Consider the following 23,783-nt stretch of genomic DNA (forward strand, 5'->3'; position numbering starts at 1 on the left):
CCATGTCAGACGAGATCCTCGAGCGGCGCAAGCGGCTGCTCCAGCAGCGACTGCGCGAACAGCAACTCGCGCCCGCGCCGGCGGCACCCGAGCGCGGCAGGCGCCCCGGCGAACCGGCTCCGCTCTCGTCCGCGCAGCAGCGGATGTGGTTTCTGCAGACGGTCGCGCCGGAGGACACCACACTCAACGTCTGCGTCGGCTACCGTCTCGAGGGTCCGCTGGACAGCGCGCGGCTGCGCGCCGCCTTCGACACCGTCGTCGCGCGGCACGAGATCCTGCGCACCACCTACCATGCCGGCGCGGACGGCGACCCGTATCAGGTCGCGCACACCGATCTGGGCATCGCCTGGCAGCAGCACGATCTCGCCGACCTGTCCGAGGAAGGGCGAGGCAGGCGGCTCGAAGTCCTGGCGCGGCGGGAATTCACGCGCCCGTTCGACCTGACCTCGGAGTCTCCGCTGCGGGTGACGCTGGCGCGCACCGGCCCGGCCGAACACGTGCTGGTGCTGACGATCCACCACATCGGCTGGGACGACGATTCCTGGTCGGTCTTCTTCGCCGAGCTCAATGCCGCCTACCGCGGTGACGCGCTGGAGGAGATCCGGTCGCAGTACGTCGACGTGTCGCTCGCCGAGCGGTCCGCCGGAGACGACGCCGACCTGGCGTACTGGCGCGCCCGGCTCACTCCGCTGCCGGAACGGCTCGAGTTGCCCGGGGCGCTCGGCGCGACCGCGGCTACGCGCAACGCCGACAAATGCGTGCTGCCGTTGCCGTCCGAACTGCTCGACCGGGTCACCGAGGTCGCGCGCGACCGTGCGGCGACTCCGTTCATGGTGCTGCTGGCCGCCTTCCAGGCGCTGGTCAACCGATACACGGCGGCGACGGACTTCCTGGTCGCGGTGCCGGTGACCGATCGCCGCGGCCGCGACGCCGAGACACTGATCGGCTATTTCGGCAACACGCTGCTGTTGCGCGCCCGCATCGATCCGGCGAAGACCTTCGCCGGGCTGGTCGACGCGACGCGGGACGCCGCCCGCGACGCGTTCGCGCACCAAGGTGTCGGTGTCGAACGGGTGGTTCGCGAGGTGAGCTCGGATCGGATCGCGGGCAGCGACGGCCTGGCCCAGCTCGTGCAGCTGAGCTTCAGTGTGCGCGGCGGGGCGAACGGCTTCGATCTCGCCGGGGTCGGCTCCACCGAGCTGTCGTGGGGGAGCGCGGTCGCGCAGGAGCCCTTGGGCCTGATGGTCGTCCTCGACGACGCGGGCGCGCGCGTGGAAGCCACCTATCTCGTCGACGAGCTGGACCGGTCGGTGGTGGCGCAATTGCTGCGGCACTACTTGGCATTGCTCGCCGGCGCGGTGGGCGATCCAGCGCAGCCGGTCCGCGCGATCGACATGCTCGGCGCCGCCGACCGTGCCGAGATCATCGCCGCGTCGCACGGTCCGCTCGTCGGCGAGCCGGCAACCACCTTGGTCGAACTGGTGCGGCGGCAGGTCGCGGCGACCCCCGACCGCGTCGCGGTGGTGTCCGACGACGCCGAATTGACCTATGCCGAGTTGAAGCGGCGGGCGAATCAGCTGGCGCATTGGCTGATTCGTCGAGGCGCCGGTCCCGAGCAGCTCGTCGCGCTGCGCATGGCGAACTCCATCGAGTTCATCGTCGCGAGCCTCGCGGTGCTCGAGTCCGGCGCCGCGTACCTGCCGATCGATCCCGCGTATCCGCCGGATCGCATCGAATATCTGCTGTCCGATGCCCGCCCGACGCTGTCGTTCGACGCCGACGCGATCGCCGCGGCGATGACCGAGGCGGCGGCCTTGCCGGACACGGACCCGACCGACGCCGACCGCGGCTCGCCGCTGCGCCCGTCGAACATCGCCTACGTGATCTACACCTCGGGCTCCACCGGCCAACCCAAGGGCGTGCCGGTCCCGCACGACGCGATCGCCGATCATCTGGTGAGCTTCGCGGCCGACTGGGACGCGAGCATCCCGGAGCGGGTCCTGCAGGCGACCTCGGTGAGCTTCGACGCGTCGCTGGCCGACATCTTCCTGCCGCTGATCGCGGGCGCGAGCATCGTCGTCCCGAAACCGAACGCCTACCGCGACATTCCCTATGTCGCCGAGCTGATCGCGCGGCACGGGATCACCGTGCTGCACATGGTGCCCTCGCTGCTGGCTACCTTCCTCATGCTTCCGGAGGCGAACGACTGGCGGGCGTTGCGGCACGTGCCGGTCGGCGGCGAGGCGCTGCCCGGCGAGATCGCCGACCGCTTCGCCGCGCAATTCGACGCCGATCTGCGCAACCACTACGGGCCAACCGAAGCGGTCGTGTGCTCGACCTCCATGCCGGTCGACGGGCCACAGGGCACCGGGATCGTGCCGATCGGATTCCCGAACCGCAACGTCTACGTCTACTTGCTCGACGACTCGTTGCGGCTGGTGCCGCCGGGGGTGCTCGGCGAGATCTATCTCGGCGGGTGCCAGCTCGCCCGCGGCTACCTGGACCGGCCCGCCCTGACCGCGGAGCGGTTCGTCGCCGATCCCTTCCTCCCCGGTGGCAGGCTCTACCGGACCGGTGACCTCGCCCGGCGCACCGCCGACGGCGAGATCGAATTCGTCGGCCGCGCCGACGAACAGGTCAAGGTGCGCGGGTTCCGGATCGAGCTCGGTGAGGTGGAGGCGGCGGTAGCCGATCACCCCGGCGTCGCGCAGTGCGTCGCGATCGTCACCGACCACGAGCGGCTCGGTCCGATCCTGGCCGCGTACCTGGTACCCGCGCCGGGAGCCGAGATCGATCTCCAGCAGGTGCGCGCGACGGTCGCGGCGACATTGCCCGAGCATATGGTCCCGGCGGCGTTCGCCGTGATCGACGAGGTTCCGCTGAGCGCGCACGGCAAGCTCGATCGCCGCGCGCTGCCGGAGCCGGTGCTGGCGAAGACCCACAGCTATCGTGAGCCCGAGTCGCCCACCGAGATCCGGCTCGCCGCGCTCTACGGCGAGCTGTTCGATGCCGAGCGGGTAGGCGCGGACGACTCGTTCTTCGAACTCGGCGGCCACTCCCTGCTGGCGGCCCGGCTGGTCGCCCTGGTCCGTGACACCTTCGGGATCGACATCGACGTGCGCGCGCCGTTCGACACCCCGACCGTCGCGGGGCTCGCCGCGCATCTGGTCGCCCGGTATCGCGATCAGTTCGGCGAGAACCTCGACGAGGCAGCGCCCACCGGCCGCCCCGCAGGTGACGACGCCGCGACGCCGACGAAGCGGCAACGCCCCGAACGGGTTCCGCTGTCGTACTCGCAGCGTGCCTTGTGGCTGCGCCGCAAGCTGGAGGGACCGTTCGGCTGGGAGAACTTCCGGTTCGCCCTCCGCTTCGACGGCGAACTCGACGTCGACGCGCTGCGCGACGCGCTCGCCGACGTCATCGGCCGCCATGAGTCGCTGCGCACGAGCTTCCCGGAACACGAGGGGACGCCGTATCAGCGGGTGGCGCCGGCGGGCCCGGTCGAGCTGCCGCGCACCGTGCTCGCCGGTGATCCGCACGCGGTGGCGGCCCGGCTGGAGGAAGCCCTGGAAGCCGAGGCAGATCACGTCTTCGACCTGGCCGCGGAGTCGCTGGTCCGGTTGCGCCTGTTCGTCCTGGACGAGCGCACCCATGTGCTGTCGGTGCTGGCGCACCACATGGTCACCGACCGCGAATCGTGCCGGGTGTTCATCGAGGACCTCACCGTCGCCTACCGGGCGCGGGTGGGTGGCGCCGCTCCGGCCTGGCCGGAGCTGACGTTGCAATTCGCCGATTTCGCGGTGTGGCAACGCGATACCTTCGACCACGCACCCGGTCGTGACGATCTCAGCGAATACGGCCGCACCCAGCTCGACTACTGGCGTGGCGCCCTGGCGGAGCTGCCGGTGGAGATCGCGGTCGCGCACGACCGGCCGCGTCCCGCACGGCTCGGCCACGCCGGCGTGAGCGCGACCCGCGTCGTTCCCGCCGAGATCTGGCAGGCATTGCGATCCCTGGCCGAGACCTCCGGCGCGACGGAGTTCATGCTGTGCCAGGCGGCGGCCGCGGTGCTGGTGCACACGCTCGGCGGTGGCGACGACGTGCCGATCGGCGCGACGGTGGCCAACCGGCCCGGACGATCGGTGGACCGGCTGATCGGGTTGTTCGCCGACATGATGGTGCTGCGCAACGACCTCTCGGGCGCACCGACGCTGCGCACCGTGCTCGAGCGGGTGCGCGAGTCCGCGCTCAGCGCCCTCGGCCATCAGGACGTGCCCTTCGAGCGGATCGTCGAGACGCTCAACCCGCCCCGGGTGCTCGGCCGCAACCCGCTGTTTCAGGTGATCATGCAGTTCGGGCACACCGCGCCGACGGTCGAGTTCGCCGCGCGCGGCGAGACGACGCTGACTCCGCTCACGCCGCAGTACGACGCCGCGTTCATGGACTTCCACCTGGACTTCCTGGTGCAACCCAGCGGCGAGCTGCTGGTGCGGGTCGTGGTGAACTCCGAGCTCTACGACCCGGCCTCCGGCGAGGTCTTCGTCGACACGCTGGTGCGGATCTTGACCGCGTTCGCCACGAAACCAGATACGGCGGTGCGAGAATCGAACCTCGCGCCGGAAGGCTGGGACACCGCGCGCACCGTGGTGCGCTACTCGACCACGGAGATCGCGGTCGACGAGGCCGAACCAGGCCCGCCGCAAACCGAGACCGAGCGCACGCTGGCCGCGCTCTTGGAGGAATTGCTCGAGATCACCGACGTGGGCCGCACGGACGGATTCTTCGCACTCGGCGGCGACAGCGTCATCGCGATCCAGTGGGCGGCGCGAGCGGGCGAGGCGGGCCTGGCGTTGACCCCGCAGATGATCTTCGAGTACTTCACGCTCTACGAGCTGGCGGCGGCGGTTGACGCGGCCACCGATCAGGCCACGCAAGCGGCGCGGGCACCCGAGGAACATCGCTACGAGCCGATGTCGGCCTCGGGGCTGTCCGGTGACGCATTGGCCATGCTGCGCGAATCCTGGTCCGCGCAACGATGATCCGAGCGAACCGGTCGCGGTCGGCGGACCGCGACCGGCTCGTGATCGGCCCGCGGGGCCGCGGCGACTAGGGTTTACGGCGATGGACTCTGTGCCTGCGTGGTTCATGTTCCCGGTCATCCTGGCCGTCGCGGCTATCGCGGCCGGGCGATGGTTTCTCGTCGCGGATACCATCACCGACCGCATGATCAACCGGGCATGGGCGTGGGATGTCGGTGGCCTCGCGCTCTATGTCACCGCCAGCGCGGCGGGATTCCCCGTACTCGGGCAGCGGCTGTTTCTGTGCTGCGGATTGATGACCATCGCCGCCGTTCTGGTGGTCGCACAACTGGTCGCGGGCGCGCGGCCCGAGGTGACACAGCGACGGCAGCGGACCTACAGTGCCGTCGCCGCCGTGGCTTCGACGGTGACGCTGACGATTTCGCCTGCCGCCGGGGACGTGCTGCACGTCGAGCTCGACGAGATCGTGTGGACGCTGTCCGAGCTTCCCATGGCGGCCAGCGGGTATCTGGTGGCGCGGGCCAGTTTCGGGGAGCTGCGCACCGCCGCGCGTTCGGCGAAGGAGAAACTGACCTATTCGGTTCTGCTGTTCCTCGCGGTGTATTGGGCGGTGGCGGCACTCCTCACTGTCGTGCGCGCGATAGGTGGTGTGCCGCCGAGCCATCCGGGGAATGTCTTGGCGGTCTCGTCGTTCTTCTGCCTGCTTGTCATCGCGACACTCACGGCGATACCACTGTTCACCGCCGTGTTGGTGCGAGCGGGGTTGGATCGAGCAGGCCGGCGTTGCCGCCGTCTGCATCCCCTCTGGTGTGACCTGACCGCTGCCGTCCCGGAAGTCGTCTTGAGTCAGGAGGACAGCGGCGCGGCGTCACGGCTTTATCGGATGACGGTGGAGATCCAGGACGCCCTCCTGCATTTGAAGCCCTACATGCCGTCCCCGGCGCCGGGACGCGAGGCCGTTTCCGGGGCAGGCGCGGGCGATCTTGCCCGTCGGATCGCCCATGCCGTCCGGTCCAGAGCCGCCGGGCTCCGCCCGGTCGCGCAGAACGCCCCGCTCGCCGCTCTGCCATCCGGCAGCCGCGATCGTGCCCACGGCCTGCGGCAATTACTCGAATTGGCCCAGGAATGGCCGAAAGCGCGCGCCGATGTAGGTTAGGCAAACCTATTTAGGCTCGGCTAAGCTATGCCGCAGCAGTCTCGGTCCGCCGATTCGGCGGCAGACAAGGAGTGGCAGCGCGATGGAGTCGACACAGCGTCGGGCAGAAGGAATGCTGGACATCGGCCTGGAGGAGATCCGGGCCGCGGTGGCCGGTCAACTGGGACTCACCGCCGCGGATGTCGCCGATCACGACGACCTCATCCAACTCGGCCTCGACTCGATCCGCACGATGAAACTCGCCGGCGGCTGGCGTAAGCGCGGCGCCGACATCAACTTCGCTCAGCTGGCCGCCAGTCCCACGGTGGCTTCGTGGCACGGTCTGCTGGGCGCGAACGACGCTGCCGGACGATCGGCGGAGCCGGTGCCGGCCGAGACGGTGACACAGATCGCGGGCGCCGACGACGAGTCGGCTCCGTTCCCCCTGGCCACCATGCAGCATGCGTACTGGATCGGCCGCTCCGACGAGCAAGAACTCGGCGGAGTCGCGGCGCACCTATACGTCGAATTCGACGGCGGCCGTATCGATCCCGCGCGCCTCGAGCGCGCGGTGGCCGACCTGGTCGCCGCGCATCCGATGCTGCGCACCAGGTTTCTGCCGGATGGCACCCAGCAGACCATGACGGCTCCGGGCAAGCCGGTGTTCAGCGTCGTCGACCTGTGCGATCGGTCGCCCGAGGCGGCCGAGGCCGCCTTGACCGAACTGCGCGACCGCAAGACCCATCAGCGCCTGGCCATCGAAGACGGCCAGGCCATCGACGTCACGCTCACCCTCCGCGACGCGGACCGCAGCAGGCTGCACCTGGATGTCGACATGCTCGCGGGCGACGCCATGAGCTATCGCGTACTGATCTCCGATCTGGCCGAGCTGTACCACGGGTCGGCCGTGCCTGCCCCCGGCTACACCTACCGTCGCCACCGCACCGAGCACCGAGAGGACCGCACCGCTCGCGACCGTGACCGGCAGTGGTGGCAGGAGCGGCTGCCGGAATTGCCGGGCGCACCGGAGCTTCCCACCGTTCCGGTCAGCGAGCGCACCGACCCGAATCACACGGTGCGCTACGACCACTGGCTGGCGCCGGAAGCCAAGCAGCGGTTGCTCGCCGCCGCGCACGAGCGCGGGATCACTCCGGCGATGGCGCTGGCGGCGGTGTTCGCCGAGACCATCGGCGGTTGGTCGGCGCAGAGCCGCTTCCTGCTGAATGTGCCACTGTTCCACCGGGATCCGGTGCACCCCGACATCGATCGCGTGATCGGCGATTTCACCTCCTCGATCATGCTCGAGGTCGACGTCACCGAGAGCATGTCGGTCACCGACCGTGCCCGCGCGCTGCAACGCGGCATGCACGAAAGCGGCGCGCACACCGCGTATTCCGGGCTCGAGGTGCTGCGTGATCTGGGCAGGCAGCGCGGCGAGCCCGTGCTGGCTCCTGTCGTCTACACCAGCGCGCTGAACCTGGGCGAACTGTTCGCCGAGAAGGTCACCGAGACCTTCGGTGAGCCGGTGTGGATCATTTCGCAGGGACCGCAGGTACTGCTCGACGCGCAGGTCACCGAAGTTCGTGGCGGGCTGCTGCTGAACTGGGACGTGCGCGCCTCGGCCTTCCCCGAGGGCATGATCGACGCCATGTTCGCCTGGTACTGCGCGGCCATCGGCCGGCTCGGGGACGGCGCGGCGGGATGGAACGCGGAGGCCGCCGTGCGGCTGCCGCTCGCCCAGGCCGAGGTGCGCGCCGCGGTCAACGCCACCGACGGCCCGGTCAGCGGGCGTTGCCTGCACCAGGGCTTCTTCGAGAACGCGGCGGCGAATCCCGGCGCACCCGCGGTGCTGTGGGGTCTCGGCGACGAGCAAGGGGTGTGGCATTACGGGGAATTGGCCGCCCGCGCGCTGGCCGTGGCGGGCGCCTTGCGCGGCGAGGGCGTGCAGCCGGGCGACGCGGTCGCGGTGCAGCTGCCGAAGGGGCCGGACCAGGTCCTGGCCGTGCTCGGTGTGCTCGCCGCCGGGGCGACCTACGTGCCGATCGGATTCGATCAGCCGGTCGGACGGCGCGCGGAGATCCTGCGCACCGGCGGTATCGCCGCGGCGCTGACGGTCGAGGGCGCGGACCTGGGGGCGCCGATCGCGTGCCTGTCCATCGACGTTGCCCGCGACTACCCGCAGCCGCTTTCCGCGCCCGTCTACCCGGATACCGGCGACATCGCCTACGTGCTCTTCACCTCCGGATCGACCGGCGTGCCGAAGGGCGTCGAAATCCCGCACCGTGGCGCGATGAACACCATCGATGCCTTGAACGAGTGGTTCGAGGTCTCCAGCACAGGTCGCGCGCTCGGGCTGTCCGCCTTGGAATTCGACCTTTCGGTCTACGACATCTTCGGCCTTTTCGCGGCGGGCGGATCGGTCGTGACCGTCGATCCGGAGCAACGCGCCGATCCGGCCACGTGGGTGGAACTGGTGCGCACGCATCAGGTGTCGGTCCTCAACTGCGTGCCGAGCATGCTGGACATGATTCTGGAGATCGGTGGTGACGAGCTGGGCGATTCGCTGCGCGCGGTCATCCTCGGCGGCGACTGGGTCGGCGCGGATCTGGCCCGCAGGCTGTCGGTTCAGGTGCCGGGTTGCCGCTTCGCCGGTCTCGGCGGCGCGACCGAGACCTCCATTCACACCACCATCTGCGAGGTGAAGGGCGAGCCACCCGCGCATTGGGCGACCGTGCCGTTCGGCGTTCCGTTGCGCAATGTCAGGTGCCGCGTCGTCGGTTCTGCGGGCCGGGACTGCCCGGACTGGGTGCCCGGCGAACTCTGGGTCGGCGGTGTCTGCGTCGCCGCGGGGTACCGCAACGATCCGGAGCGGACCGCGGAGCGTTTCGTCGAGCACGACGGTATCCGCTGGTACAGGACGGGCGATCTGGCCAGGTACTGGCCCGACGGCACGATCGAATTCCTCGGCCGCGCAGACCATCAGGTGCAGATCCGCGGGTATCGGGTGGAGCTGGGCGAGGTGGAGAGCGCGCTGCGTACGGTGCCCGGCGTGCGGCACGCCGTCGCGGCGGTCGTCGGTGCGGGAGCGCCCAAGCTGGTCGCCGCTGTCGCGGGTGACGTAGCCGAGATCGGCGACATCACCGCAGCGGTCTCGGATCTGCTGCCCGGCTACATGGTCCCCGCGCGCGTCGAGTTCCTCGCGCAGATGCCGTTGACCGCCAATGGCAAATTGGACCGCCGCGCCGTGGTCCGCCTCCTCGAACCGGAGGCCGAGGAGGATCAGGCCACCGCCCCGCGCGACGACGTGGAGGCCGCCCTGGCCGATATCGTCGCAACCGTCCTGGGTATCGACGTGATCGGTGTGCACGACGACTTCTTCGGCCGCGGCGGCGATTCCGTGCTCGCCACCACTGTCGTCGCCCGGGTCCGCGAGTGGTTGCAGGCCGACCACGCGCTGGTCGCGGACCTTTTCGCCACCCGTACCGTCGCGCGGTTCGCCGAGCGGCTCCAGGAACGCGAAGGCTCGGACGGCAGCCTGCCCGCGGTCGCCCGGCTCTACCTCGAGGTGGCGTCGATGACGGACGAGGAGATCCTGGCTCAGACGTAACGCGGGGTCATGGCTGCGCCGCGGAGTCTGCCCCGGTCCGACGATCGGGACCGGGATGCTCCCCGGCTTACGGTGTGTTCGCCGAGCGTGCCTCGGCGAGGGAACCACAGAACGGGCAGGCGCCCACCACGTGTGGGAACTCGTCGTCCTCCGCGTACGCGTCCGCGATCAGGAATCCGCACCAGTGCAGGTCGTCGGCGAACTGTGTTTTGACGGCGATCGGCACGTCGGCGTCGGCCGCGCCGAGCCCGTCGAGCAACGCCAGCAGCCGCGGGTCGTGGATGCGCAGATCGCACCACGCGCGCGGGTGCTCGAGCACGAAACCTTCCGAGTCGCGATGCAGCACGGCGAATTTCGACAGTGTCGCCGACCAGGGGAGCGGGGTGCTCGGTCGCGGCGCGGGCCGCCCGAACGGGCGGATGGTGTAGAGATCGCGCCCGCCGTCGCGCACCGTGACCGACAGCCAGCCGCCGTCGGCGAGCCTGCCCATCAGTTCGGCGACATCGTCGCCGCCCGTAGCCAGCTCCGACAAGGTCGCCGGTCCCCGGGCCAGTGTCTCCAGCGCGTGGAGCTGACCGGGGGCCAGGCCGGTCAGCTCCTCCTCGCGCGCCGGATCGACCAGAACCGCGCTCGCCGTACCGGTCCGGCAGGTGACGCCGTCCGGGAACGCGAATCTGGTCTGCTGTGGATATGTGGCGGCGGGCAAGGACCGCATACCTCCGCTTGTCGACCGAGCCGACCGGTGCCTCGCCTATTTCGCCGCGGCGGCGAAGGCGGGCTCCAGCTTGTCCAGGATGTAGGGCACCGAGAGCGCCGTGGGGGTGTTCACGGCGCTGATCTCCTGGGTGGTGAGGAAGACGACCGAGCCCTTCTTGACCGCGGGCAGGTCGCTGTATCCCGGTAGCTGCCGGTACTTCTCGTCCAAGCCGGGGGCGTAGCCGGCCAGCAACAGATCGGCGGTCAGTTCATCGACCCGCTCCGGGGACAGGGCGAGTCTGCCCTGATTGGCGGGCAGGTCGGTCAGATTCTTCGGAATGCCGAGCCCCAGCTGGGTGAACACCTTCGACGACCCGTCGTCGGGGTCGGTCAACACCATGAGCTGCGCCGGGCCGGCCAGCCAGGTGCTGGCGAACGTCTTGCCCTTCAGGCCGGGGTTCGCGGCGGCGATGGCGGCGATCTTGTCGTCCACCTTCGCGATCACCTTGCCGGCCTCGTCCGGCTTGTGCAGCGCCTTGCCGAGGGCGGTGACCTGGTCTTGCCAGGGCGCTACCGACTCTTTGCTCAGAGCGGGCAGCGTCGGCGCGACGCGGGACAGTTCGTCGTAGGTCTTCTGGTCGGCGATGAACGGGTCGACCAGAATCAGGTCCGGCTCCAGGGTCGCGACCTGTTCGGCGATGTTGCCGGTGGTAGTGAGGGCCTTCGCCGACTCCAGGCTCTTCGGCTCCCACGGCGGTGTGCTCTTGGAGGCCACCGCGACGTTGTCGAGGTATCCGACGGGGACCACGCCGAGCGCGAGCGTGGCGTCCAGCCACTGGTTGCCGAGGGCGACGATCTTCTTCGGGGTGCCCTCGATGGTGGTCTCGCCGCGGGCGTGGGTGATGGTCACCGTCTCGCTACCGGCCGCCGAGTCGTCCTCCGAGGATCCGCACGCGGCGACGGTGAGGGCGAGAACTCCCGCCATGACCGTCAGCGCCGCTCGCGGCCAACGGCCGCGCATCCGAACCAACTTCATCGTCGCACCTTCCTGCAAAGTAAATCAGCCAAGGCTAACCTATCTCGCCCTGCGGTGGGTGTCGGTGCGTCCCGGTTGATGATTACCTCCGCTAACTATATAGTTTGCGGCGGTAACTATCTGGTGAGGGGCTGCCGTGACGAATCCATCCATCGAAGTCGATCCGGGGGATGTCCGGACCATCCGGCGCCGGTCGGCCTACGACCGGAACCATCCGAACTACAAGTGGATCGTGCTGACCAACACCACGCTCGGTGTCCTGCTCACGGCGATCAACTCGTCCATCGTGCTGATCTCGCTGCCCGCGATCTTCCGCGGTGTCGGGCTCAACCCGCTCGCGGCGGGCAATGTCGGTTACCTGCTGTGGATGCTGATGGGTTACCTGCTCGCGACTGCCGTGCTGGTGGTGATGTTCGGGCGGCTCGGCGACATCTTCGGGCGGGTGCGGGTCTACAACCTCGGCTTCACGATCTTCGCGCTGTCGGCGGTCGCGCTGTCCTTCGACCCGTGGCACGGGGGCGCCGGAGCGATGTGGATCATCGTCTGGCGCGTCGTGCAAGGTGTCGGCGGCGCGATGCTGACGGCCAACTCCTCGGCGATCCTCACCGACGCCTTCCCGGCCCGTCAGCGTGGCACCGCGCTTGGTATCAACATGGTCGCCGCGGTGGCCGGCTCGTTCTTCGGCCTGCTCATCGGAGGCGTGCTGTCGGAATGGGATTGGCGAGCGGTGTTCTGGGTCAGCGTCCCGATCGCCGCTGTCGGGGCGGTCTGGTCCTATCGCTCGTTGCACGAGGTCGGCATCCGGACGGCGGGCAAGCTGGACTGGGCGGGCACCATCACCTTCGGCCTCGGACTCACCGCCCTGCTGACCGGCATCACCTACGGCATCCAGCCCTACGGCGACCACGCCACCGGCTGGACCAGCCCGTGGGTGCTGTCCGCGGTGCTCGGCGGCCTCGTGCTGCTCGCAGTGTTCTGCGTGGTGGAGATTCGCGTCGCCGACCCGATGTTCCACCTGGGGCTTTTCCGTCACCGGGCCTTCGGGCTCGGCAATTTCGCCAATCTGATGGTCTCGATCGGACGCGGCGGCATGCAATTCATGCTGATCATCTGGTTGCAGGGCATCTGGCTTCCCCTGCACGGGTACGACTTCGAGTCCACCCCGTTGTGGGCCGGCATCTACCTGCTGCCGCTGACCATCGGATTCCTGGCCGCCGGACCGATTTCGGGCTGGCTGTCGGATCGCTACGGGCCCCGGCTGTTCACCACCGGAGGAGCGTTGCTCACCGGCGCGACGTTCCTGCTGCTGCTGATCATCCCGGTGGATTTCGACTACCGGTTGTTCGCGCTGATCACTCTGCTCAACGGTATCGGCAGCGGTTTGTTCTTCTCGCCGAACACCGCCGCCATCATGTCCAGCGTCCCCGCCGCCCAGCGCGGCGCGGCCTCCGGCATGCGCGGCACCCTCTTCAACGGCGGCAACGCGCTGTCGATGGGAATCTTCTTCTCCTTGATGGTCGTCGGGCTGGCGGCGAGCCTGCCATCGGCGCTGGACTCCGGTCTGCGCGCGCAAGGCGTCTCCGCGGGAGCCGCCGCCGAACTGGCCGGACTGCCGCCGGTGGCCAGCATGTTCGCCGCGTTCCTCGGTTACAACCCGATCCAGGAGTTGCTCGGTCCCTCGGGTGAGCTCGGCAAGCCGGGCGTCGACGCGCAGACCCTCACCGGTCAGGAGTTCTTCCCCAACCTGCTCACCGGCCCGTTCCATTCCGGATTGGTGGTGGTGTTCGTCGCGGCGGCCGTGATGATGTTCCTGGCTGCCGTGGCGTCCTGGTTCATCGGTGCGAAGTACGTCTACGACGAGGCGGCCGAACTCGCCGAGGCCGGGCAGACGGCGGAGGACGTGAGCGCCGCGGTACCCGTTCGCTGATCCGGCGGCGCGGGTTTCGCGCCCGGGCTGGCCCCGCGCCGCGCGAGGACATACCGTCGATCGCGATGAACGCTGTTCCGACTCCGGTACTGCTGTCGGTTGTCGTCTTCGTCGCGCTCATGACCACGGGGCGGTGGTTGCTGGTCGACGAGACGGCCACCGATCGGCTGATCAACCGTACTTTCAGCTGGAATCTGGTGGGTCTGCTGCTGTACGAGGTGGCCGTCGCGTTGCATCGTCCCGACCTCGGGCCGCGCGTCTACCTCTGCGGTGGTCTCATGGCACTCGCCAGTTTCTACGGGCTGGCCAGACTCCTCGACGGTGCCGAAACGGCGGCCGTGCACCGGCGGCAGCGGCGATACGATGCGACGGCGGTCGCTGTCGCCGTTTCGCTGATCGTCGCCACCCCGATCCTGCAATGGGCGTGGCGGATCGACTATGTCGAAGTCGTATGGACGCTGTCGGCGCTTCCCGGGGGTGTCTGCGCGCTGCTCTTCGGTCGTGCGTGCGTTCGCGAACTGCGCTCCGGAGGCGTTTCGGTCAGGGAGAAGCTCATTTTCGCGATGTTGCTCGCGTTCGCGATCTATTGGTTGATCTCGATGACGATCATGATCGTTCGCGCGCTCGCCGGTACGCCGCCGAGCGAGCCGGGAAAGATGTGGGCTGTCGCGGCGGTTCTGATGTTCTCCGCCATCACTCTGTTGACCATGATCCCCCTTGTCGCGGCGCTGCTGGCGCGGGCGGGCTGGGATCGCGCCGGGCGTGCCTGCCGTCGGCTGCGGCCGCTGTGGCGGGATCTCACCGCCGTGGTGCCGGAAGTCGTTCTGACCGAGGACCTTTCCGCGCCGCGAGAAGCGACGTCCCAGCTCTATCGGATGACCGTCGAGATCTGGGACGCCCTGTTGCACCTGAAGCCGTATGCGCCCGGCTCGCCCGCCGGGATCGACACCGACGCACGTCGCTACGCGCTCCAGGTCGCGCTGGCCGTGCGAGCCAAGCGCGGCGGTAGCACACCGGCTTCGGGCGTCGCCGCGGGTGCGGCCCAGGCCGAGGCTCGAAATCGTACGGCGGAATTCCGGTTTCTGCTCGAATTGGCTCGTGCATGGCCGGAAGCAGTTGCCGCCGTGGATTACCGGTCGGTCGACGTGCAGATGCCGACGACCGCTGCGGTATCCCAATAGAAGGGGCGCACCTCGGCGATACGGCCCTCGGTGAAGGTGATCGTCTGCAGGATGGGAAAGGTGAGTTCGCGGCCCGTCGCGCGAGCGCGAGCGCGCACCTCCGTGTGCACCACGGCGGTCTCGGCGCTGATCAGGAAACGCTGTTCGAGCAAATCGAATTCTTCCCACGTGTCGCTCATGGCGCGGAAGAACCGTTCCATGCCGTCGTGACCGCGCCAGATCCCGCCGTAGGGGAGGTTCTCGGCTTGATAGAGGACCACCGATGGGTGGAAGAACGGCGCGAGCAGTTCGAACGAGGCGTTGCCCGGCCCGCCTGCCGCCAGGTATGCCGCTTCGGCCGCGTACATTCCGGTCAGTACGGTCATCGGGTCGGTCGTCGATCGCGTCATGCGGCCAGTCTGACCGCCGGGGGCGGGCGGGACCGGCGGTATTCGGACGTCGCGATGCTCGCCGAGGCGGTTCCCGCGCACGCGCGGCGGGCACGGGAACCGATGAGGGCGGATCAGTGCGCGGCGACCGGCTCCTGGCGGGTGTCGTGGCGCAGGCCGATGGACATGATGTCGGAGGGTTCGTCGAGTTCGATGCGGTGCCATCGGTTCCGAGGGACCACGAAGGCGGTGCCCGGAGTGAGGCGGACCATCGTCTCGTCCTCGCCCGCGTGCTCCGGTCGCAGAAAGAGGCGTAGCGCGCCGGTCAGGCAGCACACCGCTTCGTCACTGCCGGGATGGACTTCCCAGTGGTCGGCGTGCACGTCGGTGTCGGATTCGACGTGGAAGGCCGCGAGTTGCCAGTCACCGTCGCCGGTGGCCATCCGGCGTTCACCGGCCGCTACCCGGCCCTCGCGGCCGAAATGGACGGCGCGGCTGAACAAATCGATCGAGTTCTGGTTCATGGTTTGCCCTTTCGATGTAAATGGGTGGGTACTTTCGGATCTTCGGTTTCGAACCACTCCGCACTGTGGTGGCGAGAGCCGCTCGACATCGCGTCCGCGGAGCCGGTGCCGGGCCGCTCGGTGAACTCCACTCGGCGATCGCTATTCCGTCGACGGACGGGCTTCGGGCGACACGGGGGCGTCGTCAGGTGCGCGCGGCGGAGAGTTCTGCGGCCTGCTCACCCTCCGGCGTCGCCATGGGCATCGTGCGGCGCGTCGTCGGCAGCACGGTCGCGGCGACGACGCTCGCCACCGCGAAGAGTCCCGCCGCGCAGCAGAGCGCCAGGGCGTAACCATCGTTCAGAGCCGCGGAACCGGTGCTGTCGCCGGTTCGCGCGGCGGCGATGGTGGCGAGCGCGGCCACGCCGACGCAGCCGCCGAGCTGGCGCGCGCTGTTGAAGACGCCGGAGGCCATTCCCGCTTCGTGCGGCGCGACGCCCATGGTCGCCGCGGCGGCCACCGGGGCCAGGCACAGTCCGAGGCCGAAGCCGCCCACCAGCGAGGGGCCGAGGACGTCGGCGAGGAAGCTGCCGTCGGGACTGATGAAGGCGAACCAGCCGATACCGACCGTGGTCAGCGCTCCGCCGAGGACGAGCGCCGCTTTCGGCGAGCGCCTGCCGCCGAGGCGAGTGGCCACCACCGTGCCGACGATGACACTGAGCGAGAACGGTACGAATGCCGCGCCCGCCGCGCCCGCGCTCATGCCCAGCACCTGTTGTTGATACAGCGACAGGAGGTAGAACGCGCTGAATTGTCCGGCCCCGGCGAGGAATACGAACACATTCGCGCCGGTCACCCAGCGGTTGCCGAACAAGCCGAGCCGGACCAACGGTGTCGATGTACGTGCCTCGACCACGAGAAAGGCCACGAGCAGCACCGCACCTGCTCCGAGTGTGATCGCCGTGGCGGCGGAGAGCCAGCCTTGATGGTCGGTTCGCACCACGCCCACCACCAGCAGGCCGATTCCGGCGGTACCGAGGACAGCGCCCGGAACGTCGATCCGTCCTCGCTCGCCTATCCGATCCGCGGCGACACCGGCCACCGCCGCGCCGAGCGCGATCACCACGATCGGGATGTTGATCAGCATGATCCAGCGCCAGTTCGCGTACTCGGTCAGCAATCCGCCGACCAGCACACCGATCGCACCGCCCGCCGCATTGACCGCGCTCCACACGCCGAGCGCTCGCACCCGCGCGTGGCCTTCCGGGAAGGTCGTGGTGAGGGTGGCCAGGGCGGCGGGCGCCACGGCCGCCGCCGCGAGTCCCTGCACCGCTCGGGCGGCGACGAGCTGCCACGGTTCCTGGGCGAGACCGCCGGCCAGCGAGGCGACGCCGAACGCGACGAGCCCGCCGGTGAACAACCTGCGCCGCCCGAACAGGTCGCACGCCTTCCCGCCCAGCAGCAGGAACCCGCCGAAGGTCAGCGCGTAGACGTGGACCACCCAGGCCAGATCCACCGGCGCGAAGCCCAGATCGGCCCGGATGGCGGGCAAGGCGACATTCACCACCGCGAGGTCCAACGCGACCATGAACTGCGCGACAGCCACCGCCGTCAATGCGACACCAGGCCGCCCTCCAGAGTTTGTATACATGTATAAAAACTAACCGCACGGGTTGCCCCGTGTCCATACCCGGTTCGGTGGATAGGCGAAGATGGACCCATGCCGAGCCCGTCGTCGCAGCCCCAGCGCACCGGGCGACCCGCGCGTATCTCCCGCGCGGACATCGTCGCGTCGGCCAACGCGGTGATCGAGGCCGATGGCGTGGAGAAGCTGACCATGCGCCGCCTGGCCACCGAACTCGGTTGCACGCCGATGGCGCTCTACCACCATGTGCGTGACAAGGAAGACCTGCTCCGGCTACTGCTGAACGACTACGCCGACAGTGTGGTGTGGCCGGATCTGCCGGAGGAGCCGCGCCGGCGCGTCCGCGTCGCGGCGCGGGCCATGCACGACGCGCTCGCCCCGCGCCCGTGGGTCGTCGAAATCCTCGCCGCCGACGACCTCTTGGGCGTCTCCGCGCTGTGGGTCACCGAATCCATCGTGGACGGGTTCGTCGCCGGCGGCCTATCGCTGGAGCGCGCCGTCCAGGCGTACCGCGCCGTCTGGCACTACACGGCGGGCAACCTCATCGTGGCCGCCCGATCCGCCCGCCGGGCCGGGCAGGACCGCCCCACTTTCCGCGCACAGGTCTTCGCCGAGCTCGACGCCGACGCCTACCCTCGCCTGGCCGCCCTCGGCTCCGATTACGTGTCCCTCGCCGCCCAGGACACCTACGAACTCGGACTGGACGCCCTCATCGAGGGTCTGCTCCGGATGCCGTGAGGCGAGTCTGCCGCCACAGGCAGGCTCGCCGCACGGCTGGAACGGCGACTTAGAATGTCACGCGTTGATCAGCGGGCAGGAACAGCTTGTCGCCTTCCTTGACCTCGAAGGTCTTGTAGAACTCGTCGAGATTACGAACGACCTGATTGCAGCGGAATTCGTTGGGGGAGTGCGTATCGATGCTGAGGTAGCGGACGGTGAGTTCCTTCGTCTGCTTCTCCCGCCAGCTGCGGGCCCAGGACAGGAACATCGCGCGGTAGTCGGGGTTGTCGATGCCCCTGCGCTTTTCGGCGACGCGGAAAGCGGCCAAGGTGATCTGCAATCCGCGCAGATCGGCGAGATTCTCACCGACGGTGAGTTCGCCGTTGACGTGCTGATTCGGTGCCAGCCCCTCCGGTACGAGCGCGTTGTACTGGTCGACCAGTTGCTTGGCCTTGGCGTCGAACGCGGCGCGGTCCTCGGGCGTCCACCAGTCGCGGCGATTGCCGTCCCCGTCGTATTTGGAGCCCTGGTCGTCGAAGCCGTGGCCGATCTCGTGCCCGATGGTCGAGCCGACCGCGCCGAAATTGACCGCGGGCAGCGCGTCCTTGTCGAAGAAGGGTGGTTGCAGGTAAGCCGCCGGGAAGACGATCTGATTGGATGTCGACGAGTAGTAGGCATTCACCGTTTGCGGCGACATCCCCCACTCGTCCTTGTCGACCGGCGTGCCCAGGCGCGCGAACGCACGCTTGACCTCGAAAACGTTGATGGCGAGCAACGACTCGATCAGCTTGCCCTTGGTGATCTGAAGCTTGGAATAGTCGACCCACTTGTCCGGGTAGCCGATCTTGGGATCGATCTTGTCCAGTTTCGCCAGCGATGCCGCCCTGGTCGCGGGCGACATCCAGGTCGAGTTGGTGAAATTCTCCCGATAGGCCGCGACGACGTCGGCGAGCATCTCCTTGGCCCGTTGCTTGGCCTCCGGCGGGAAATGCTTGGCCACATACAGCTTTCCGAGCTGTTCGCCGAGCTTGTCGTCGACGATCGAGACCCCGTACTTCCAGCGTTCGGGCCGTTCGTCCTGCCCGTTGAGCACTCTGCCCTTGAAATCGAAGTTCGCGTCGTTGACGGCTTTCGGCAGGTAGGGCGCGAACTCCCGCAACACATAGAGCTTGAGGTAGTCCCGCCAGGTGGCGACATCGACCTCGGTCCACAACTGGCCGGCCGCCGTGAGGTACGACGGCTGGTTGACCACCATCGTGGCGAACAGGTCGCGCGGGCGGCCGGTGTTCCCGGCCAGCCACGGATCCCAGTCGAAGCCCGGAGCGAGTGCGGTCATATCGGCCCAGCTGTACACGTTGTACGTCGCGTCGGTATCACGGTTGCGCACGTTGTCCCAGTGCGCGGGCGCGATCCGCTTCTCCAGGTCGAACACCCGCTGCGCGAGGCCGGCCGGATCAGCGAACCCCGCGCCCGCGGCGATGCGCTCCAGGAAGGTGCGGTACTGCGCGAGCACCTCGGCGTATTCCGGCTTCCGGTAGTACTGCTCGCCCAGGCCGAGTCCGGCCTGCCCGACCGAAGGGATATAGGCGTTCGAATTCTTCCGGTCGACGCCGATACCGAGCCCGATCAGCCCGTCGATCGGCAGTTCGGCCATCACCTTCGCCAGATCCGGCTTGGTGGCCGCTCCGTCGATCTTGGCGAACAGCGGCGCCAGGGGCGTCATGCCGAGCCGTTCGATCTCGTCCCAGTCCACCCTGGCGTCGTAGAGGTCCCTGATCTGCTGCTCTTCCGAGCCGGGTTTCGGATCCCGGATTCCGTCGATGATCTCCCGCAACTGCTGTTCGGTGCGATCGCCCGCTTCGCTGCCCGAGCCGTAGCTGACCTTGTCCGGCGGCAGCTGGTATTCCCGCAGCCACTTCCCGTTGACATGCCGGTACAGGTCGTCCTGCGGCCGGATCGTCTCGTCCGCTCCGCTGAGATCGACGCCGGTGAGCGTCCTGCTCGCGGGTTCGGTGTCGTCCGAGCACGCGACCAGCGCGGCGGCGGCCGGGACCGCCCCGAGCGCGATCAGGAAGGCACGACGATCCAGCTTCGCTGGCCGACCGGTAGATGTCACGAGAATCCTCTCCCCGACGCGGCGGTGCCGCAGATGTACGAAGGCAGCCTTGCAGGACACGAGGCTACCGGCGCGGCGCCGGACCGGCCGGGATTGGGGAAACGGGCATCGCCGTGTGGCCCCGATTTGGGAACTACCTGCGGATACCCATACACTGGACCGGTTGCCTGCGGGAGCTATGCCCGCAATCCGGCAGTGAACCCCCAGAGGTTGGTTCCGCGTTTCTTGCTCGAACCGAGGAAAACCGCTGGCAGGCGCGCGTCCGGAGGGCAACCGACCATGCCCGTCGGGTCGGTAATCCGGCGTGCACATACGTCCAGGTCAAGGAGGACGCTGAAGTGATTCAGCAGGAGTCGCGACTGCGCGTCGCCGACAACACGGGCGCGAAGGAAATCCTTTGCATCCGCGTTCTCGGCGGTTCGTCGCGTCGCTATGCCGGTATCGGCGACATCATCGTCGCTACCGTGAAGGACGCCATCCCCGGCGGCAACGTGAAGCGGGGTGACGTCGTCAAGGCCGTCGTCGTGCGCACCACCAAGGAGCGCCGTCGTCCCGATGGTTCCTACATCAAGTTCGACGAGAACGCGGCCGTGCTCATCAAGCCGGACAACGACCCGCGCGGCACCCGCATCTTCGGCCCGGTCGGCCGCGAGCTGCGCGACAAGAAGTTCATGAAGATCGTGTCGCTGGCTCCGGAGGTGCTCTGACATGAAGGTGCACAAGGGTGACACCGTGCTCGTCATCTCGGGCAAGGACAAGGGTGCCAAGGGCAAGGTCATCCAGGCCTACCCGAAGGAAAACCGGGTTCTCGTCGAGGGCGTGAACCGGATCAAGAAGCACGTCGCGGACTCCGCCAACCAGCGCGGCGCCTCCTCGGGCGGCATCGTGACCCAGGAAGCCCCCATCCACGTCTCGAACGTGATGGTCGTCGACTCCGACGGCAAGCCGGCTCGTATCGGCTACCGGACCGACGAGGAGAGCGGCAAGCGGGTCCGGATCTCCCGTAAGAACGGGAAGGACATCTGATATGACCACGACGGAAAAAGTGCAGCCCCGGCTGAAGCAGCGCTACCGCGAAGAGATCAAGGACGCGCTGAACAAGGAATTCGGCTACGCCAACGTGATGCAGATCCCGGGCGTGGTGAAGGTCGTCGTGAACATGGGTGTCGGCGACGCCGCCCGTGACGCGAAGCTGATCAACGGCGCCGTCGAGGACCTGGCCCTGATCACCGGTCAGAAGCCGCAGATCCGCAAGGCGACCAAGTCCATCGCGCAGTTCAAGCTGCGTGAGGGCATGCCGATCGGCGCCAAGGTCACCTTGCGCGGCGACCGGATGTGGGAGTTCCTGGACCGTCTGGTCTCCATCGCGCTGCCCCGTATCCGCGACTTCCGCGGTCTGTCGCCGAAGCAGTTCGACGGTAACGGCAACTACACCTTCGGCCTGAGCGAGCAGTCGATGTTCCACGAGATCGACGTGGACCGCATCGACCGCCCGCGTGGTATGGACATCACCGTGGTGACCACCGCGACCAACAACGAAGAAGGCCGTGCCCTGCTCAAGCACCTCGGCTTCCCGTTCAAGGAGAACTGAGCACATGGCAAAGAAAGCACTGGTCAACAAGGCCAACGCCAAGCCGAAGTTCGCTGTCCGCGCCTACACCCGCTGCCAGCGGTGCGGCCGCCCACACGCCGTCTACCGCAAGTTCGGCCTCTGCCGCGTGTGCCTGCGCGAGATGGCGCACCGGGGCGAACTGCCCGGCGTGCACAAGAGCTCCTGGTGAGCTCGCGCTCCTCGTGAGCGCACCCGGATAGCAAGACGCCGAGGGCACGGACTCACACCGAGTCCGTGCCCTCGCCATTCCATGGAGGCGCTTCCACCGCGGCGACACTGATCGGACGTGGTTTCCCGCCGCGAATGCCGCCGTGGAGTGTTCGATCGAAGCTGGAATCCTGCGCCGGCTCACCGTCGGCCGCCGCGACCGTGCCTTCGAGTCCTCCGAGGCGATCACGCCATGGAACGGCGTCTTGCCAGTCCTTTGTTCCTCTGACTGTCGAGGATCTGATGTGTGGCCGACCTCGGCTGTGATTTGTCCGGGATATCCAGTTCGATGACGCGTTTTGTGTCGACAGCGCTTAACGTCGCGGGGGCGCAACAGTTGGTTCGAAAGGTGGCGGCGAGCGTGACAGGTACCGAGGCGAAGCTCGATGAACTGGTCAAGATCCTGACAATCGCTGCGGAACCGGCGGGTGAGGCCGGTGCCGCCAAGCGGGAGAAGAAGGGCGTTCCGAGCGTTCGCCAGCGTGTGAACATGCTGCTCGACCGCGGGACGTTCATCGAGACCGGTGCGTTGGCTCGTCAGCCCGACCGACCGGACGCTCTCTACGGTGACGGGCTGGTCACCGGTCGCGGTCTGATCGGGGGCCGTCCGGTGGTGGTGATCGCCCACGATCAGACCGTGTACGGCGGGTCGGTCGGTGTCACGTCCGCCCGCAAGTTCATGCGGGCCCTGCAACTCGCGTTCGACAACGCATGCCCGGTGGTGACGATCAATGATTCCGGCGGCGCGCGCATCCAGGACGCGGTGGGTTCGATCGCTTCGTTCGGTGATATTTCCCGGGTGTTGGAGAAACTGTCCGGGTATGTGCCACAGGTGTCGATCATTCTCGGCAAGTGCGCGGCGGGTTCGGTGTACGGGCCGATCAACACCGACGTGCTCATCGGCACCAAGGATTCCTATATGTTCGTCACCGGGCCAGAGGTGATCAAAGCCGTCAACGGTGAGGACGTCACCGCCGAGGAGCTCGGTGGCGCCGAGGTACAGGCCAAACGCGGCACCCTGCATCACGTGGCCGACACCGAGCAGGAAGCCTACGAGTGGGCGCGCAATTACCTGAGCTACATGCCGACGAGCTGTCTCGAGCAACCGCCGATCGTGAACCCCGGCCTGGAGCCGGAGATCACTGCCACCGATCGCGAGCTCGACGCGATCATCCCGGATTCCGATCGCGCCGGTTACGACATGCACGAGATCCTGCTGCGGATCTTCGACGACGGTGAATTCCACGAAATCCGCGCCGCGTTCGCCCCGAATCTGATCACCGGGTTCGCCAGGGTCGACGGCTCTCCGGTCGGTGTGATCGCCAACCAGCCGTTGGTGCTGGGTGGTTCCATCGACGCCGCCTGCTCGGACAAGTCGACCTACTTCATCCGGCTCTGCGACGCGTTCAATATCCCGCTGGTGTTCGTCGCGGACACCCCGGGCGTGTTGCCGGGCCTCGAGCAGGAAGCCAACGGTGTGATCATCCGCGGCGGGCGGGTCCCGCGTGCGATCATCGAGGCGACGGTCCCGATCATCAACCTGGTCGTGCGCAAGTCTTACGGTGGCGCCTACGGCATGATGGCGGCCCGGCAGGTAGGTGCCGATATCAGTTTCGCCTGGCCGACGGCCCGGATCGCGGTGATCGGCGCCGACAGCGCGGTGGACCTCATCGGCAAACGGCAATTGGCGGCGGTGCCGGAGGAGCATCGGGCGGCGGCGCGCGAGTTCATGATCAACCAGTACAACGAGACCATCGCCACCCCGTGGATCGCCGCCGAACGCGGCTACATCGACGCGGTCATCGAACCGGCGCGCACCCGTCTGGAGATCCGGAACGCGCTGCGCCTGTTGCGGGACAAGCCGCCGGTCAAGCCGGAGTTCAACCCGCGCAAGCACCCGGTATACCCGATGTGATCTTCCCGTTGACTCCGCCGCTGGGCGTCTGGCACGCCGAGCGCTGTCAGGCGAAGAAAGGCGCTGCGGCGGATGG

At 68.2% G+C, this 23,783-nt stretch carries 17 protein-coding genes; 11 read left to right on the forward strand and 6 right to left on the reverse strand.

Annotated features, from left to right (window positions below; translation table 11 throughout):
* Positions 1–2 precede the first annotated feature (2 nt).
* The 3 genes from ACFU5M_RS21765 (at position 3) to ACFU5M_RS21775 (ending at position 9,781) form a co-directional block, all read left to right on the forward strand.
* A complete protein-coding gene (locus tag ACFU5M_RS21765) occupies positions 3–5,039 on the forward strand; it encodes an amino acid adenylation domain-containing protein (protein WP_379052010.1) in 5,037 nt (1,678 codons plus the stop codon).
* Positions 5,040–5,121: 82 nt separating this feature from the next.
* Positions 5,122–6,195 carry an MAB_1171c family putative transporter gene (locus ACFU5M_RS21770; RefSeq protein WP_379052013.1) on the forward strand — a complete coding sequence of 358 codons (1,074 nt, stop codon included), beginning with the start codon at positions 5,122–5,124 and terminating at the stop codon, positions 6,193–6,195.
* Positions 6,196–6,277: 82 nt separating this feature from the next.
* Positions 6,278–9,781, forward strand: a complete 3,504-nt coding sequence (locus ACFU5M_RS21775; RefSeq protein ID WP_379052016.1) for an amino acid adenylation domain-containing protein — start codon at positions 6,278–6,280, stop codon at positions 9,779–9,781.
* Between the two features lie 67 nt (positions 9,782–9,848).
* Here ACFU5M_RS21775 and ACFU5M_RS21780 read toward each other — a convergent pair whose 3' ends face one another.
* The gene (locus tag ACFU5M_RS21780) at positions 9,849–10,487 is read right to left on the reverse strand and encodes a hypothetical protein (protein WP_379052019.1); all 639 of its coding nucleotides are present in this window, start codon (positions 10,485–10,487) and stop codon (positions 9,849–9,851) included.
* A gap of 45 nt (positions 10,488–10,532) precedes the next feature.
* Positions 10,533–11,513, reverse strand: coding sequence for an ABC transporter substrate-binding protein (locus tag ACFU5M_RS21785; RefSeq protein ID WP_379052021.1), 981 nt, complete (start codon positions 11,511–11,513; stop codon positions 10,533–10,535).
* Between the two features lie 136 nt (positions 11,514–11,649).
* On the opposite strand from ACFU5M_RS21785, the gene ACFU5M_RS21790 reads away from it, so the two are divergent.
* Positions 11,650–13,440 carry an MFS transporter gene (locus tag ACFU5M_RS21790; RefSeq protein ID WP_379052023.1) on the forward strand — a complete coding sequence of 597 codons (1,791 nt, stop codon included), beginning with the start codon at positions 11,650–11,652 and terminating at the stop codon, positions 13,438–13,440.
* 65 nt (positions 13,441–13,505) lie between these two features.
* Positions 13,506–14,621: an MAB_1171c family putative transporter gene (locus ACFU5M_RS21795; RefSeq protein ID WP_379052025.1), complete on the forward strand. Its 1,116-nt coding sequence runs from the start codon at positions 13,506–13,508 to the stop codon at positions 14,619–14,621.
* On the opposite strand, the gene ACFU5M_RS21800 is transcribed toward ACFU5M_RS21795, so the two are convergent.
* The 3 genes from ACFU5M_RS21800 to ACFU5M_RS21810 form a co-directional block, all read right to left on the reverse strand.
* The gene (locus ACFU5M_RS21800; RefSeq protein WP_379052027.1) at positions 14,570–15,010 is read right to left on the reverse strand and encodes a nuclear transport factor 2 family protein; all 441 of its coding nucleotides are present in this window, start codon (positions 15,008–15,010) and stop codon (positions 14,570–14,572) included. The genes ACFU5M_RS21795 and ACFU5M_RS21800 overlap by 52 nt on opposite strands.
* 113 nt (positions 15,011–15,123) lie before the next feature.
* Entirely contained in the window at positions 15,124–15,513 is a 390-nt protein-coding gene (locus tag ACFU5M_RS21805) for a cupin (RefSeq protein ID WP_379052029.1), read from the reverse strand.
* A 184-nt stretch (positions 15,514–15,697) separates the two neighbouring features.
* Positions 15,698–17,098, reverse strand: coding sequence for an MFS transporter (locus tag ACFU5M_RS21810; protein WP_379052045.1), 1,401 nt, complete (start codon positions 17,096–17,098; stop codon positions 15,698–15,700).
* A gap of 114 nt (positions 17,099–17,212) precedes the next feature.
* Between ACFU5M_RS21810 and ACFU5M_RS21815 the strand changes: the two genes are divergently transcribed.
* Entirely contained in the window at positions 17,213–17,875 is a 663-nt protein-coding gene (locus ACFU5M_RS21815) for a TetR/AcrR family transcriptional regulator (protein ID WP_379052033.1), read from the forward strand.
* A gap of 49 nt (positions 17,876–17,924) precedes the next feature.
* Here the strand turns inward: ACFU5M_RS21815 and ACFU5M_RS21820 are convergent, their stop codons facing one another.
* Positions 17,925–19,973 carry a M13 family metallopeptidase gene (locus ACFU5M_RS21820; RefSeq protein WP_379052035.1) on the reverse strand — a complete coding sequence of 683 codons (2,049 nt, stop codon included), beginning with the start codon at positions 19,971–19,973 and terminating at the stop codon, positions 17,925–17,927.
* Positions 19,974–20,311: 338 nt separating this feature from the next.
* Here ACFU5M_RS21820 and rplN point away from each other — a divergent pair, with 338 nt between their 5' ends.
* The 5 genes from rplN (at position 20,312) to ACFU5M_RS21845 (ending at position 23,707) form a co-directional block, all read left to right on the forward strand.
* Positions 20,312–20,680, forward strand: coding sequence for a 50S ribosomal protein L14 (gene rplN / locus ACFU5M_RS21825; RefSeq protein ID WP_067507551.1), 369 nt, complete (start codon positions 20,312–20,314; stop codon positions 20,678–20,680).
* Between the two features lies 1 nt (position 20,681).
* Positions 20,682–20,999, forward strand: a complete 318-nt coding sequence (gene rplX, locus ACFU5M_RS21830; RefSeq protein WP_181722776.1) for a 50S ribosomal protein L24 — start codon at positions 20,682–20,684, stop codon at positions 20,997–20,999.
* A 1-nt stretch (position 21,000) separates the two neighbouring features.
* On the forward strand, positions 21,001–21,564 hold the full coding sequence (gene rplE / locus ACFU5M_RS21835; protein ID WP_040864866.1) for a 50S ribosomal protein L5: 564 nt from the start codon (positions 21,001–21,003) through the stop codon (positions 21,562–21,564).
* Positions 21,565–21,568: 4 nt separating this feature from the next.
* The gene (locus ACFU5M_RS21840; RefSeq protein WP_014981705.1) at positions 21,569–21,754 is read left to right on the forward strand and encodes a type Z 30S ribosomal protein S14; all 186 of its coding nucleotides are present in this window, start codon (positions 21,569–21,571) and stop codon (positions 21,752–21,754) included.
* Between the two features lie 399 nt (positions 21,755–22,153).
* Positions 22,154–23,707: an acyl-CoA carboxylase subunit beta gene (locus tag ACFU5M_RS21845; protein WP_379052040.1), complete on the forward strand. Its 1,554-nt coding sequence runs from the start codon at positions 22,154–22,156 to the stop codon at positions 23,705–23,707.
* Positions 23,708–23,783 lie beyond the last annotated feature (76 nt).

The sequence above is a fragment of the Nocardia sp. NPDC057455 genome (assembly GCF_042802775.1).
Taxonomy (GTDB): domain Bacteria; phylum Actinomycetota; class Actinomycetes; order Mycobacteriales; family Mycobacteriaceae; genus Nocardia.

What these genes read in the sequence shown, in the direction of transcription:
- ACFU5M_RS21785 (WP_379052021.1), bottom strand. Translation starts at nt 11,513, where the DNA reads ATGAAGTTGGTTCGGATGCGCGGCCGTTGGCCGCGAGCGGCGCTGACG.
- ACFU5M_RS21765 (WP_379052010.1), top strand. Translation starts at nt 3, where the DNA reads ATGTCAGACGAGATCCTCGAGCGGCGCAAGCGGCTGCTCCAGCAGCGA.
- ACFU5M_RS21840 (WP_014981705.1), top strand. Translation starts at nt 21,569, where the DNA reads ATGGCAAAGAAAGCACTGGTCAACAAGGCCAACGCCAAGCCGAAGTTC.
- ACFU5M_RS21770 (WP_379052013.1), top strand. Translation starts at nt 5,122, where the DNA reads ATGGACTCTGTGCCTGCGTGGTTCATGTTCCCGGTCATCCTGGCCGTC.
- ACFU5M_RS21815 (WP_379052033.1), top strand. Translation starts at nt 17,213, where the DNA reads ATGCCGAGCCCGTCGTCGCAGCCCCAGCGCACCGGGCGACCCGCGCGT.
- ACFU5M_RS21775 (WP_379052016.1), top strand. Translation starts at nt 6,278, where the DNA reads ATGGAGTCGACACAGCGTCGGGCAGAAGGAATGCTGGACATCGGCCTG.
- rplE (WP_040864866.1), top strand. Translation starts at nt 21,001, where the DNA reads ATGACCACGACGGAAAAAGTGCAGCCCCGGCTGAAGCAGCGCTACCGC.
- ACFU5M_RS21800 (WP_379052027.1), bottom strand. Translation starts at nt 15,010, where the DNA reads ATGACGCGATCGACGACCGACCCGATGACCGTACTGACCGGAATGTAC.
- ACFU5M_RS21805 (WP_379052029.1), bottom strand. Translation starts at nt 15,513, where the DNA reads ATGAACCAGAACTCGATCGATTTGTTCAGCCGCGCCGTCCATTTCGGC.
- rplX (WP_181722776.1), top strand. Translation starts at nt 20,682, where the DNA reads ATGAAGGTGCACAAGGGTGACACCGTGCTCGTCATCTCGGGCAAGGAC.
- ACFU5M_RS21795 (WP_379052025.1), top strand. Translation starts at nt 13,506, where the DNA reads ATGAACGCTGTTCCGACTCCGGTACTGCTGTCGGTTGTCGTCTTCGTC.